Raw genomic sequence first — 13,121 nt, 5'->3', positions numbered from 1 at the left:
GGCTTTTTCACCTCTGCGCCTGTTAGCGCTGCGGTCCTGCCGCTACCAGCGCGGCGCCCGCTGGCGTATCGGTATATTTCTCAAAGTTCTCAATGAACAGCTTCGCCAGCTGGTCGGCTTTTTCCTGCCACTGTTCCGGGGAACCATAGGTGCTGCGCGGATCGAGGATCTGGGTATCCACGCCCGGGAGCGCCGTTGGGATCTGCAGGTTAAACATCGGCAGGGTAAAGGTCTCCGCGTTGTCCAGCGAGCCATTGAGGATGGCGTCGATGATGGCGCGGGTATCTTTAATCGAGATGCGCTTGCCGGTGCCGTTCCAGCCGGTATTGACCAGATAAGCCTGCGCGCCAGCCGCCTGCATGCGTTTGACCAGCACTTCGGCGTATTGCGTCGGGTGCAGCGACAGGAAGGCTGCGCCAAAGCAGGCGGAGAAGGTTGGCGTGGGCTCGGTCACACCGCGCTCGGTACCGGCTAGCTTGGCGGTAAATCCGGACAGGAAATGGTACTGCGTCTGATCGGCGGTCAGGCGGGAGACCGGCGGCAGGACGCCGAACGCATCGGCCGTCAGGAAGATCACTTTGGTGGCATGGCCGGCTTTGGAAACCGGTTTAACAATGTTGTCGATATGGTCGATGGGGTAGGAGACGCGGGTGTTTTCGGTCTTCGAACCGTCATCGAAATCGATCGTGCCATCGGCGCGCACCACCACGTTTTCCAGCAGGGCATTGCGGCGGATGGCGTGATAGATATCCGGCTCGGCCGCTTCAGAGAGCTTGATGGTCTTGGCGTAGCAGCCCCCTTCGAAGTTAAACACGCCGTCGTCATCCCAGCCATGTTCGTCATCGCCAATCAGGCGGCGTTTTGGATCGGTGGAGAGGGTGGTTTTGCCGGTGCCTGAGAGGCCGAAGAAAATGGCGACATCGCCTTTCTCGCCGACGTTAGCAGAACAATGCATAGAGGCGATGCCCTTCAGCGGCAGCAGGTAGTTCATGATCGAGAACATCCCTTTCTTCATTTCGCCGCCGTACCATGTGCCGCCGATCAGCTGGATGCGCTCGGTGAGGTTGAAGGCAATGAAGTTTTCCGAGTTCAGACCTTGCTCTTTCCACTGCGGGTTGGTGCACTTCGCACCGTTCATCACGATGAAGTCGGGTTTGAAGGCTGCCAGCTCTTCGTCGCTCGGGCGGATGAACATGTTTTTAACGAAGTGCGCCTGCCAGGCCACTTCGGTAATAAAGCGCACGCTGAGACGGGTATCGGCGTTGGCGCCACAGAAGGCGTCGACGATAAACAGGCGTTTACCAGACAACTGCTGAGTGACCAGTCCTTTCAGATGTTGCCATGTTTCCTGTGAAAGCGGCTTGTTGTCGTTTTTCCCTTTGCCTTTATCAGACCACCAGACGGTATCGCGGGTGGTGTCGTCGCGAACGAGGTACTTATCTTTCGGAGAACGACCGGTAAAAATGCCCGTGTCGACGGCGATAGCACCCAGACTGGTTAATACGCCACGTTCGTAACCTTCCAGGCTGGGGTCGAGCTCTTCCTGAAACAATATATCGTAGCTGGGGTTGTGGACGATATCCTGAACGTCATTGATACCATAAGCCTTGAGATCCTGCGGGGTTAAACCATGATTAACGCGCATGTCACTGCTCCTTAGCCAAGATGTACTGCTGTAAATTGTAGGGTTTATTACCGGGTATTGACCGCGACCAGGCTCATAGATTTACGTATCTCGACATTCCTCAGAATGACGAAAAAAACGGTGACTCCTGTCACGAAGTGAAGTGGATTATCTCAGGAAATGGGCGGATATTGGGGGTAGATGTTTATTAATGGTTAAAAAGTAATTAAAAAAACTGCTGAAATGTGAATGTAATCGCTTTCCTGGAATAAAATTACGTAACTCTTTCAGCGAAAATCGATTCAACTCGTGAATAAATGGAAGTCAGGCACAGCGCGATGAACAACATCGCCGCCCTGTGCCTGTGGAAGACGCGGGGATTAATGGACCTGCGGGTCGGCCGGAGAGGCGTTATTACGGATCTCGGCAATATCCATGGCATTGAAGATATAGTGGCTACCGCAGTAGTCGCAGTGCATATCAATCTCGCCCTCATCAGCGAGGATGCTATCTATCTCTTCATCCGGCAGAGTCTTCAGCGCGCCAGCGCAGCGTTCACGAGAGCAGGTGCACTTGAATTCGACGCTCTGAGGCTCGTAGACCGTGACCTCTTCCTCATGGTACAGACGCCACAGCACATCGTTCGCCGGCAGGGTGAACAGCTCTTCCGCCTTGATGGTCTCGGTGAGCGTCGCCAGGTGTTCGAAGTCGGCAGTCTGGGCATCCTGCGCCGGCATCACCTGCAGCAGCATCCCGCCGGCCATCGGCTGGCCTTCATGTTCCCCGGTGCGAATGATTAGGCGTGTCGGCAGCTGCTCTGAACGCTGGAAGTAATCTTCCAGGCAGGCGGCCAGCGTATCGCCTTCGAGACCGACCACACCCTGATAACGCTCACCCTCTTTCGGGGAGATGGTAATGACCAGATAGCCGTTGCCAACCATCGTTTTCAGATCTGCATCGTCCGCAATATCACCCTGCACGCGCGCGACGCCGCGCAGCTGCTGCTGGTTATTGCCGTTGATCACCGCCAGCTGTAAAGGACCATCGCCCTGTAGCTGAACGGTAATATCGCCAGCAAACTTCAGCGTTGCGGTCAGCAGGCTGGTGGCGACCAGCAGTTCCGCCAGCACCGTTTTCACCGGCTGCGGATAGGTGTGATTCGCCAGAATCTGTTCCAGGGTTTCCGACACCGTCACCAGCTCGCCGCGTACGGCATAGTTTTCAAACAGATAACGATGTAATTGATCGTGTTGAGTCATAATCATCTCTCTTTCTGGCGCGAGTTACTCACTCTCGCCGTGTTTAAATCTCATCAGGTCGCGGCGTTCTTTCTTGTCCGGACGTCTGTCAGGGTGCGGCATGGTCAGGGCGTTCATTTTGCGCGCCAGGGCCACTTTTTCACGCTTTTCGATACTTTCCGCCGTCTCTTCATACAGGGCGACAGCTTCACTTGCCGGGCGGCGCTGCTCGGTGATACCGACGATTCGTACCGTACGCTCGTCGTTGCCCTGTCGCAGCGTCAGCATGGCGTCCAGTTCGACAATTTTCCCGGGCTTGCTGCGTTGTCCGTTGTAATGCACCTTGCCGCCTTCAATCATCTCCCGCGCCAGCGCGCGGGTTTTGTAAAAGCGAGCGGCCCAAAGCCATTTGTCCAGTCTGACGGTTTCACTGGGCTTCTCTTTCATCGCCTCTCCTTCGGGGTAAGCGAAGGGATCAGTCGCCGGTAATCATTCAGCCCCGGATGGCGCAGATACTGCTTTTCCGCCAGCCCGGAGTCGGGATTGGTAATGCCCAGGCAGTAACGAATGCCAAATTCCCTCGCGGCATCCAGAATCGCCTCGCTGTCGTCGACAAACAGCGTTTTACGCGCCTCAAGACCGGTCTCCTCCGCTACGGCGCGCCACAGGCGCTGATCCTCTTTCGGATAACCAAATGTGTGGGTGGAAAGTAATAAATCAAGGTGCGCATCCAGGCCGGTATGTTTGAGCTTCACCGCCAGATTGTGGGGATGGGCATTGGTCAACAGAATGCGTCGCTTACCGCAGGCCTTGAGCGCATCAAGGAACGGCACCGTATCCTCGCGCAGCGTGGCGCGCGGACCCTGTTCACTGGTCATCGCACAAATATCCAAACCCAGGCGCTCGCTCCAGTAATCCAGACAATACCAGTTTAGCGTATGCTGCACGGCGTGATACTCCTGGCGCATGGCGTCTTTCGCCTCCTGCAGATTGAGGCCGCGGGCGGCTCCCCAGGTTTCAGGCACCAGCGTTTGCCAGAAATAGTTGTCGAAAGCGAGGTCTAGGAGCGTGCCGTCCATATCCAGCAGAACGGTATCAACCTCCTGCCAGGCGATATCAAAATGCATGATGACTCTCCAGCGAGCAGAAAATGGGCGACAGGGTATCATACCCCGTCGCCGGGGAAATTAATCTTGCGGGTCAGACGCGGGGAGTAGCACCGGGTTCAGGCAGCTTTCGTAATATTTCTGAATCTCTTCCATACGCTGGCGATGGCGTTGATAACGACGCAGCGCCTGTACGCCGTGGTAAGCCATGCATCCCAGCATCGACAACAGCAGCAGCGTAATGCCCAGATAGCGCCACAGCCCGCTGCGATCAGGGATGCGATGCAGGTTGATATGCTGGGTGCCGTTGGCGTCGGTGAACAGGTTGGTGACGATCCCTTCGGCGTGGAAAGGGGTATGCATGAGCATACCGGCCAGCCGCCGCAGCTCGCTCCACTGCTCGTGTGCCGGATAATCATACAGGCTCACCGCCGGCCACGGCTGATTGACCAGCACGTTGCCCTCATCGCTGGCGATTAAGAAACCACCGGGCGCCGGGCTGTTTAGCGCCTGCGCGGCTCGCGAGGTTTCACGCATCACAAAGGGGGCGGTGGAGGTGGTCACCAGATTCTCCAGCGACTCCGCGCTGACCGGGCGCAGCAGCACGTTCACGCCATCCAGTTTCCCGGCGGTGGCGCGCTTGGTCAGCGCCTCCCAGTTACGGGTATTTCCGAGGTTGACCAGCGCATTCTTCAGGCGCAGGCAGTCATCCTTTGCCGAGCAGAGATCGTTGGTTTTCAGGACGATATCGCCGAAATCATCCAGCAGCACCATGCCTGATTTCTGTATAGCGGAACGCAACGCCGGGCTCACGCGGGAGTCATCGTCGGTTTCCGGATGCAGCTGCCGCTGGACGGATTGCATCAGGGCGGTCGCTTTGCTGACAATATCAGACTCCGGCAGCGGCAGAGGCGGGGCATCGTTCCATACAATCTGTGAACAATCGAAAGGCAGGAACGGCGAATCCTCTTTGGCCGACCAGCTACCCGGCGTGCGGATATTACACATCCCGGTGCCTGTCAGACGCAGCGTATCACCAATGCGCACATGGGCTTTCGCCAGCTGGTCGACGGTAGTCGCTTCAATCGTCTGGGCGCCCTTCAACCACGACAGGGTGAACTTAAACGGCATATTCAGCGGTACGCTGGCCCACAGCATGACCACCACCACCAGCGCGCCGGCGGCGATAATCGCGCTGCGCAGCCAGTACTGGAGCGGGAAGTTTTTCACTTCATCATGGAGCGACAGGTAGCGTCCCTGGCGGGCCACGTGGCGGTTGAGATAGATATCAATATCGGTCTGCTGCCCCAGGTCCTGCGCGATCCATGGCTGCCAGTGGCGCGGATAGATGAGATCGATAATGCCCAGTGAGATGTTATTGATATGCTCTTGATCGTTTTCGCCAAACAGTCCCCAGCGCTTGGGGACGCCGCGCAGGCAGTGAATTTCGCGCAGCGCGGCGCGGCGCGGTGGGGCATAGATCCCCCAGATGCCGGCGGCGAGAAGCAATACACCCGCGGCCACCAGCCAGGGGGTAAAGACGGCTGGCCCAATCAGGCTGAAATAAAAGAACAGGAAGGAGGCGACGATCAGGATCGCTTCGCGCAGCCCATCCGGCCGGTTCAGCGCGTGTTCTTCCGGGCTTTCCCGACGGATTTGCCGCAGCTCTACCTGCTCACTTTCTTCGCCGCGAATGGAGGCCTGGGTGGCCGATGCGCGTTCCAGGGCGTAGCTTTGCGCCTCCTGACGATAGTCGCTCAGGCTATGTCCGTTAAGGGTGATAACCAGCGGCAGGCTGTCGGTGGGGATCAGCTCGACGCTGTTTTCGTCGTTAATATGCTGTTCCCAGAATGGCGGCAGATGAACTTCCACCGAATCGAGGAAGTAGCGCCATTTGTTCGGCGCGTCGGTGGTGATCCCGTAGCGAGTAATGGCTCGCGTCACGGCGTAGACAGTATCACTCTGTTCGTTCAGCGCCAGAACAATGGGCGCCGTCGTTGCGCCGGACGCCGGGACCTGCAGGGCGCGGCTGAGCTCCGCAAGATACTTTTCGATAGCCTGACGCTCATCGGCAGGAAGCGGCCGTGTGGTCGCGTCGCTAAAGGCGTGCAGTAGAGGAAGGCGTCGACGTCTGGCGTGAGAGCGATACCACCATCCGATGAGCAATACGCAGATTAGCAGAGCTGTAAGGAAAATCAGAAAGGTGCCCATGCCCATCCCATCATAGTTATTTTTTTCTTACGATATCGTCGGTGAACGTCAATACTAACGTCAAGCTGCAGTGTTAGCGGCGCACCTGGTTACAGGGTAGTGAATATGTCATGCAGCAACGTATAAGCTTACCAAAAACGTTAATGCGCAGAAATCGGTAAATTCTCAAACAGAATTCAAGCTATTGACTTTTTTATCTTTATTACTTTCTCCTTTGCCGGTAAAAGGTTACAACTCTGTAAATAAGTAGCGATTTGGATTGCCGAAAGCGTGTTGCGTATCGCACAATGACTGCTTAATCACAGCATAGACCGATGACAATGAGCAAATCATTACAAAAACCCACCATTCTCAATGTTGAAACCGTCGCCCGTTCGCGCCTCTTTAATGTCGAAAGCGTCGATCTGGAATTCAGCAACGGTGTGCGTCGCGTTTATGAACGTATGCGGCCGTCTACCCGTGAAGCGGTGATGATTGTACCGATTGTTGATGATCACATTATTTTGATTCGCGAGTATGCCGTCGGCACGGAATCCTACGAGCTGGGTTTCTCCAAAGGGCTGATTGACCCGGGTGAAACGGTGGATGAAGCAGCCAACCGCGAGTTGAAAGAAGAGGTTGGCTTTGGCGCCAATAAGCTGACGTTTCTGAAGAAGCTCAGTATGGCCCCCTCCTACTTCTCCAGCAAAATGAATATCCTGGTGGCGGAAGACCTTTATCCTGAATCGCTGCCGGGCGATGAGCCCGAACCGCTGCCGCAGGTGCGCTGGCCGCTGGCGCAGCTGATGTCGCTGCTGGATGAAGAAGATTTTAACGAGGCTCGTAACGTCAGCGCGCTGTTTTTAGTGCGCGAATGGCTGCTGGCTCAGGGCCGACTCTGAGAGAAAGCGCGCCGATAGCAGCAATAAAAAAGCGCCCGCAGGCGCTTTTTTTGTCAGAACAGTTCGTGGGTTTCACCACCGCCGTCAGTCAGGGTAGTGCCCACCTCATGGACCGCCTGCTGCGTGGGTTGGGTTCCTTCAATGAAGTATTCCGCACGACTGTTGCCTCCGTTCGCCAGCTGACCGGTGCTGCGGTCAATATTCACCGTGACGATACCTGGCGGCGGGGTTAATGGTTCTTCCGGCACCCCCTCCAGCACGCTTTTCATAAAGCTGTCCCAGGCTGGCTGGGCACTTTTAGCACCGCCCTCATAGCCGGAGATCTGATCTTTAATCGCCCCGGAGGCGGTGGTGCGGCCAAGATCGCGACGATGATCGTCAAAGCCGATCCATACCGAGGTCACCACACCCGGCCCGTAGCCTGAGAACCAGGCATCCTTCGAGCTGTTGGTGGTCCCGGTCTTCCCGCCGATGTCATGCCGCTGCAGATCGCGTCCGGCGCGCCAGCCGGTTCCCATCCAGCCCGGCTCGCCAAAGATGTTGCTGTTCAGCGCGCTTTTGATCAGGAACGACAGGGGCGTATTAATCACATGCGGCGCGTATTCCTGGGCGCCGCTCTGCGCGATCAGCGACTGGTTGGCCTGCTCCAGCTGCGGCTGCGGCGGCACGTTGCCATTCTGCGGTTCCGTCGAGGTGGCAACATCTTCCACATCTTTGTTTTCCAGCACGTTGGATTTTGGCGTATCGCCGTAAATCACCGGTAAGTCGCACTGCGGGCAGGCGATCTTCGGACGCTCCTCGAAGAGAACGCCGCCCTGATCATTCTCAATCTTACTGATAAAGAACGGATTGACCAGGAAGCCGCCATTGGCCATCACCGAATATCCGCGGGCAACCTGCATGGGGGTAAAGGAGGCAGAACCCAGGGCCAGCGACTCGGTATGGACAATGTTTTGCGCCGGGAAGCCAAAGCGCTGCAGATACTCGGCGGCATAGTCGACGCCCATGGCACGCATAGCGCGCACCATCACCACGTTTTTCGACTGTCCAAGCCCCTGACGTAAACGAATCGGACCGGCATACTGCGGCGGCGAGTTCTTCGGTCGCCAGTCGGAGCCTGCGCCCGCATCCCAGCGCGAGATCGGCACATCGTTAAGCATGCTTGCCAGCGTTAAGCCTTTATCCATCGCGGCGGTATAGAGGAACGGCTTAATGTTGGAGCCGACCTGACGCAGTGCCTGAGTGGCACGGTTGAACTTGCTCTGGTTAAAGTCAAACCCGCCGACGAGAGCAATAATCGCGCCGTTTTGCGGATTAATGGAGACCAGCGCTGAGTTGACGTCCGGGACCTGCGACAGCCACCAGCTGTCACCCACTTTACGAACCCAGATCTGCTGCCCGGCCTGCAGGACGTCGTTGACCTTACGCGGCGTCGCTCCCTGCTGTGTGTCAGAGATAAAGCGACGGGCCCAGCGTACGCCATCCATCGTCAGAGAAACCGAGTCGCCGTTAGCCAATAGCGCGACGGCCTCCTGGGCATTCGCGGCAGTGACCACTGCGGGCGAAAGCGGGCCGAGGCCAGGCTGGCGCTTCAGCGAGTCGACGATCTTCTTCGTCTCCCACGGCGTTTCACCGACTTTCCACAGCACGCTGGCCGGGCCGCGGTAGCCGTGACGCATATCGTAATCCAGCACGTTATTGCGTACCGCCTGCTGGGCTGCCTGCTGGTTCTTGCGGGTAATGGTGGTGTAAACCCGGTAGCCATCTTCATAGGCTTGTTCGCCGTAGCGATTCACCATCTCCTGGCGCACCATTTCGCTCAGGTAAGGGGCGGAAAAGGCGATTTTCGGGGCATGATAGCTGGCGTCGATCGCTTCGCTGCGCGCCTGATCGTATTGTGCCTGGGTGATATACCCCTCGCTTAGCATACGTGACAGCACCACGTTGCGGCGGGCTGTCGCGCGATCCATCGAGTAGAGCGGGTTAAAGGTGGAAGGGGCTTTCGGCAGGCCGGCAATCACCGCCATCTCACTCAGGGTCAACTGGTCGATAGGCTTGCCAAAATAGACCTGCGCCGCGGCGCCGACGCCATAGGCGCGGTAGCCGAGGTAGATCTTGTTCAGATACAGCTCAAGGATTTCATCTTTGTTCAGCAACTGCTCGATGCGGATGGCCAGAAAGGCCTCTTTAATCTTACGCATCAACGTCTTCTCGGGGCTGAGGAAGAAGTTACGTGCTAACTGCTGGGTGATAGTGCTGGCGCCCTGGGAGGCGTGGCCTGAAAACATCGCCACGCTGGCAGCGCGGAAAATACCCACCGGATCGACGCCGTGATGCTCATAGAAACGGCTGTCTTCGGTAGCGATAAACGCTTTTACCAGCTCGGGGGGAATTTGCTGCAACGTCACAGGGATACGGCGTTTTTCGCCATATTGCGCAATAAGCTCACCGTCGGCGCTATAGACCTGCATCGGGATCTGCAAACGCACATCCTTCAGGGTTGCGACATCAGGGAGTTGCGGCTCTATGTATTTGTAGAGGCCAAAAATCGAGCCTGCTCCCAGCAGTACGCAACAGACTGCAAGGATCAATAGATACTTTACGAACTTCACCGGTGTTTTCCCATTTAGTTTTATTTGGGCAGTTTATAAACAAACGCGCGGTAGTATAAAGGCAAGCCAGGAGCATTGATATAGCCGGACAGTTTTGCCGGATAAGGAGATCGTAAGCATGGCTTTCAGAAACTGGCGGATCGGGATGCATATCCAACAGGATAGCATTGCTATTGTCGCACTACTGCATGAACGCTCGCACTGGGCGCTGCGTCGCTGGTGGCGTATTCCGCTGCCGTCAGGCCTGGTACGGCAGGGGATGGTGGTGGACGTCAGCGCCCTTGGCGCACGGCTTGCCGCCTGGCGGCGGGAGCTACCGGTGCAGCATCAGGTCAGTATCGCTTTCCCCGCCGTTCGCACGCTGCAAAAGCGCCTGCCGTATCCCCAGTTTGCCCTGCGGGATCGTGAACAGGCGACGTGGATAGCCAGCGCGATGGCCCAGCAGCTGGCGATGCCCGCCGCCTCCTTAAGTATTGATTATGCGCCCACTTCGCGGGATGACGGCTGGCAGGTCACGGCGGCGCAGCGGCTGGACATCAATGTCCTGCGGGAGCTGGCAGGACGGCTGCGACTGCGGGTAGCGGCCATCGTGCCGGATGCCAGCGCGCTCGGCGCGTTTGTCCCCTGGCTGAACGCGCAGTCGCAGGGCCTCGCGTGGCGGGATGAAAATCACTGGCTATGGGCAACGCAGGAGGCCTGGGGTTGTGTCACCTGCGATGAGGTGAAGTCGTTAAGCCAGCTGGCGGAGCAGCTTCAGGTTCCTTTGCGTCTGTGCGCTGACGCTGGCGATGAAGCCAACAGCTTAGATGTCTGGCAGGTCATTCACCGCCGGCAGCCTCCTCTGCCGGCCGATGGCGATCGCTACGCTATCGCCCTTGGGCTGGCGCTGGGGAGTGAACACCATGACGCATGCCGTTAATCTTCTCCCCTGGCGTGACCTGCGGCGGCGCCAGCGCCTGCGCTTCCTCCTGCTGATTGCTACCGGCATTATGCTGCTGGGGTTGATGATCCTGCAGGTATGGCGCACGGTCCGACTGCAGCATCTCACCCTGACGACACTCCACGCGACGGCCGACGCGCAGTTGCTCGCCTCGCTAAAACAGCGCGAGCTTCCAATGCGCGAGGCGTGGCAGCAGCACCAGCGTCATCGTCAGCAGCAACGGCGTAGAGCGGCGATCGCCGCCTGGCAACCCAGGCTGCTGGCGCTGGCGGCAGATCTGCCCGCGCAGGCGTGGCTGACGCGGCTGGATTACCAGGGCGCAGTTCTGACCGTGAACGGCCTGGCCCTGAATCTGCGGGCGCTGGCCGGACTGGAGCGCGTTCTGACTAACGTGGCGGGATTCGCGCCGGCAAAAGCGGGCGGAACGCAGCGCGACGCCGAGGGGCGCTGGCAGTTCAGCTTTACCCTCACAGGAGAGCGCGCCGATGCGGATTAGCACCCGGCGCAGCCAGACGGTGCTGCTGATCCTGCTCATGATGGGGCTGCTGGGCTTCGGCGTTACGCTCTGGCGCGCTGCCGGACCGCCGCTGGCGGCAGTGTCCCGCGACACCGTCCTGCAGATGCAATGGCGTCGGGTGATGGCATTGCGCATACCCGCCGGTGAAATCCCAGTGGAGGGCATCGATAAACAGCCGTTTTCGCCGATAGCCATTCCGCTTGCCGGGGTGAAGCTTATCGCCTGGCGACCCCAGGGGAACGGGGGCGAGATGGAGCTGACCATACCCTGGCAGACGCTGCCCGCGCTTTTTTCCTGGTTGGCGCGTTGTGGAATGACCCCGCGATCGTTCTCACTGGAGCTCGAGGCGCAGGCACTCCGTCTGCGTTTGCAACTGGAGGCGGAAGATGGGGCGTAAATGCTGGGCATTACTGTGGTTGCCGCTGTCGCTGTTGGCAGCAGAGCGTGACCCTTTCCAGCCGGTTGAGGATCCCTGTCGCACAGCGCAGCTATCGCAATGGCGCTATGGCGGCGCGGCCGGGGATGACGCTGGCTGGATGGGGTTTCTGCAGGACGGGAGCGGCAAGTGGCGGCGGGTGCGCATGGATGATCAATTGCCCACGGGCTGGCGGGTGAGCCGGCTGACGGCCGGTGAGCTGGTGATCGCTACGCCTCCTGGGTGTGAACCGCCAGCGTGGCGCTGGCAACGTGAAGGGAAACAATATGATGCGATGGATAAGCCTGCTGCTTCTGCTGCTGCCGCTGGCGGCGGGCGCCGCCCGAAATGAAAAGACAATTTCGCTGGTGGTCGATGACGCGCCGGTGGCCCATGTGCTGCAAGCGCTGGCCGAAATGAACCACAAGAACCTTGTTGTGGCACCGGACGTTAGCGGTACGCTCTCCCTGCGTCTGCAAAAGGTACCCTGGACCCAGGCGTTGCGGGCGGTGGCGGATAGCGCAGGCCTCTCTTTGCAACAGCAGGGGACGGTCATCTACGCGCATACCCAGGCCTGGCAAAAGGCAAATCAGGCGCAGCGTGAAGCCGAACAGGAGAAACGCCTGCAGAACCTGCCCTTGCAGGCCGAGAACGTGACCCTGCACTATGCCGATGCCGAGGAGCTGGCTAAAACAGGCGGTAAGTTGCTCAGCGCCAGGGGGCACCTGATGGCGGACAAGCGGACCAACCGGTTGCTGATCCGCGATGATGCCCGGCACCTGCCGGCGTTGAAAGCCTGGGCGCAGGAGATGGATTTGCCCGTCGGGCAGGTTGAGCTGGCTGCCCATATCGTGTCGATGAGCGAAACCAGCCTTCGCGAGCTGGGGGTGAAGTGGCGGCTGGCGGAGGTCGGCGGCACGCCGGGCTCCGGTAAAATCACCACCCTGAGCAGCGATTTGTCGGTGAACGATGCCAGCACCCGTGCGGGCTTTAACATCGGCAAGATCAACGGTCGCTTGCTTGAACTCGAGCTTTCCGCGCTGGAGCGCAAGCAGCAGGTCGATATTATCGCCAGCCCTCGTTTGCTGGCCTCGCATATGCAGCCCGCCAGCATCAAGCAGGGGAGCGAGATCCCCTATCAGGTTTCCAGCGGTGAAAGCGGCGCCACGTCGGTGGAGTTTAAAGAAGCCGTGCTGGGGATGGAGGTGACGCCGACGGTGCTGCAGCAGGGGAGAGTGCGACTGAAGCTGCGGATCAGCGAAAATACGCCGGGCCAGGTGCTGAAGCAGGATAATGGCGAGGCGCTGGCCATCGATAAACAGGAGATAGAGACTCTGGTGGAAGTTCGCAGCGGCGAGACCTTAGCGTTGGGCGGCATCTTTTCGCAGAAAAACAAAACCGCCCGCGACAGCGTCCCGCTGCTTGGCGATATCCCGGTGCTGGGGCGTCTGTTTCGGCGCGACGGGAAAGATAATGAACGCCGTGAACTGGTTGTCTTTATTACGCCACGGATTCTGGCAGTACGTTAAGCAGGTTTTTCATGCTAAACACGTTTCAGGTGTTTGACGTGAGGACGG

Annotated in this window: 12 protein-coding genes; 6 read left to right on the top strand and 6 right to left on the bottom strand. The window is 58.4% G+C overall.

The window, feature by feature from the left end; translation table 11 throughout:
* Nucleotides 1–22 precede the first annotated feature (22 nt).
* From pckA to CWM54_RS19200, 5 genes are all read right to left on the bottom strand, one after another.
* Nucleotides 23–1,645: a phosphoenolpyruvate carboxykinase (ATP) gene (gene pckA, locus CWM54_RS19220; RefSeq protein WP_100698151.1), complete on the bottom strand. Its 1,623-nt coding sequence runs from the start codon at nt 1,643–1,645 to the stop codon at nt 23–25.
* Between the two features lie 359 nt (nt 1,646–2,004).
* On the bottom strand, nt 2,005–2,889 hold the full coding sequence (hslO, locus tag CWM54_RS19215) for an Hsp33 family molecular chaperone HslO (protein ID WP_162676854.1): 885 nt from the start codon (nt 2,887–2,889) through the stop codon (nt 2,005–2,007).
* Nucleotides 2,890–2,907: 18 nt separating this feature from the next.
* Nucleotides 2,908–3,309, bottom strand: a complete 402-nt coding sequence (hslR, locus tag CWM54_RS19210; RefSeq protein ID WP_008807008.1) for a ribosome-associated heat shock protein Hsp15 — start codon at nt 3,307–3,309, stop codon at nt 2,908–2,910.
* Nucleotides 3,306–3,989 (bottom strand): GMP/IMP nucleotidase, encoded by a 684-nt coding sequence (gene yrfG, locus CWM54_RS19205; RefSeq protein WP_074387058.1) that lies wholly within the window; start codon nt 3,987–3,989, stop codon nt 3,306–3,308. The genes hslR and yrfG overlap by 4 nt, the downstream gene beginning before the upstream one ends.
* 60 nt (nt 3,990–4,049) lie before the next feature.
* Entirely contained in the window at nt 4,050–6,179 is a 2,130-nt protein-coding gene (locus CWM54_RS19200; protein WP_100698149.1) for an intracellular growth attenuator family protein, read from the bottom strand.
* A 320-nt stretch (nt 6,180–6,499) separates the two neighbouring features.
* On the opposite strand from CWM54_RS19200, the gene nudE reads away from it, so the two are divergent.
* Complete coding sequence (nudE, locus tag CWM54_RS19195) at nt 6,500–7,060, top strand: ADP compounds hydrolase NudE (RefSeq protein ID WP_012967138.1); 561 nt, start codon at nt 6,500–6,502, stop codon at nt 7,058–7,060.
* Nucleotides 7,061–7,113: 53 nt separating this feature from the next.
* On the opposite strand, the gene mrcA is transcribed toward nudE, so the two are convergent.
* A complete protein-coding gene (gene mrcA / locus CWM54_RS19190; RefSeq protein ID WP_100698147.1) occupies nt 7,114–9,672 on the bottom strand; it encodes a peptidoglycan glycosyltransferase/peptidoglycan DD-transpeptidase MrcA in 2,559 nt (852 codons plus the stop codon).
* Nucleotides 9,673–9,790: 118 nt separating this feature from the next.
* Between mrcA and CWM54_RS19185 the strand changes: the two genes are divergently transcribed.
* Genes CWM54_RS19185 through hofQ form a run of 5 tightly spaced genes read left to right on the top strand, consistent with a single transcriptional unit; the run spans nt 9,791 to nt 13,073 of the window.
* Nucleotides 9,791–10,591: a pilus assembly protein gene (locus CWM54_RS19185; RefSeq protein WP_100698145.1), complete on the top strand. Its 801-nt coding sequence runs from the start codon at nt 9,791–9,793 to the stop codon at nt 10,589–10,591.
* Nucleotides 10,575–11,108 carry a PilN domain-containing protein gene (locus CWM54_RS19180; RefSeq protein ID WP_061153109.1) on the top strand — a complete coding sequence of 178 codons (534 nt, stop codon included), beginning with the start codon at nt 10,575–10,577 and terminating at the stop codon, nt 11,106–11,108. The genes CWM54_RS19185 and CWM54_RS19180 overlap by 17 nt, the downstream gene beginning before the upstream one ends.
* Nucleotides 11,098–11,526, top strand: coding sequence for a pilus assembly protein PilO (locus CWM54_RS19175; protein WP_100698143.1), 429 nt, complete (start codon nt 11,098–11,100; stop codon nt 11,524–11,526). The genes CWM54_RS19180 and CWM54_RS19175 overlap by 11 nt, the downstream gene beginning before the upstream one ends.
* On the top strand, nt 11,516–11,896 hold the full coding sequence (locus CWM54_RS19170; protein WP_100680887.1) for a HofP DNA utilization family protein: 381 nt from the start codon (nt 11,516–11,518) through the stop codon (nt 11,894–11,896). The genes CWM54_RS19175 and CWM54_RS19170 overlap by 11 nt, the downstream gene beginning before the upstream one ends.
* Nucleotides 11,832–13,073 (top strand): DNA uptake porin HofQ, encoded by a 1,242-nt coding sequence (gene hofQ / locus CWM54_RS19165; RefSeq protein WP_100698141.1) that lies wholly within the window; start codon nt 11,832–11,834, stop codon nt 13,071–13,073. The genes CWM54_RS19170 and hofQ overlap by 65 nt, the downstream gene beginning before the upstream one ends.
* Nucleotides 13,074–13,121: the final 48 nt, after the last annotated feature.

Source organism: Klebsiella sp. D-Nf1, assembly GCF_002810515.1.
In the GTDB taxonomy this organism is placed as follows: Bacteria; Pseudomonadota; Gammaproteobacteria; order Enterobacterales; family Enterobacteriaceae; genus Klebsiella; species Klebsiella variicola.
The sequence above is the reverse complement of the archived record's forward strand: the minus strand, read 5'-3'. Positions and strand labels throughout refer to the sequence as shown.

Bases quoted from the DNA above. Each gene is read 5' to 3' on its own strand.
- pckA (WP_100698151.1), bottom strand. From the start codon at position 1,645: ATGCGCGTTAATCATGGTTTAACCCCGCAGGATCTCAAGGCTTATGGT.
- hslO (WP_162676854.1), bottom strand. From the start codon at position 2,889: ATGATTATGACTCAACACGATCAATTACATCGTTATCTGTTTGAAAAC.
- hslR (WP_008807008.1), bottom strand. From the start codon at position 3,309: ATGAAAGAGAAGCCCAGTGAAACCGTCAGACTGGACAAATGGCTTTGG.
- yrfG (WP_074387058.1), bottom strand. From the start codon at position 3,989: ATGCATTTTGATATCGCCTGGCAGGAGGTTGATACCGTTCTGCTGGAT.
- CWM54_RS19200 (WP_100698149.1), bottom strand. From the start codon at position 6,179: ATGGGCACCTTTCTGATTTTCCTTACAGCTCTGCTAATCTGCGTATTG.
- nudE (WP_012967138.1), top strand. From the start codon at position 6,500: ATGAGCAAATCATTACAAAAACCCACCATTCTCAATGTTGAAACCGTC.
- CWM54_RS19185 (WP_100698145.1), top strand. From the start codon at position 9,791: ATGGCTTTCAGAAACTGGCGGATCGGGATGCATATCCAACAGGATAGC.
- CWM54_RS19180 (WP_061153109.1), top strand. From the start codon at position 10,575: ATGACGCATGCCGTTAATCTTCTCCCCTGGCGTGACCTGCGGCGGCGC.
- CWM54_RS19175 (WP_100698143.1), top strand. From the start codon at position 11,098: ATGCGGATTAGCACCCGGCGCAGCCAGACGGTGCTGCTGATCCTGCTC.
- CWM54_RS19170 (WP_100680887.1), top strand. From the start codon at position 11,516: ATGGGGCGTAAATGCTGGGCATTACTGTGGTTGCCGCTGTCGCTGTTG.
- hofQ (WP_100698141.1), top strand. From the start codon at position 11,832: ATGATGCGATGGATAAGCCTGCTGCTTCTGCTGCTGCCGCTGGCGGCG.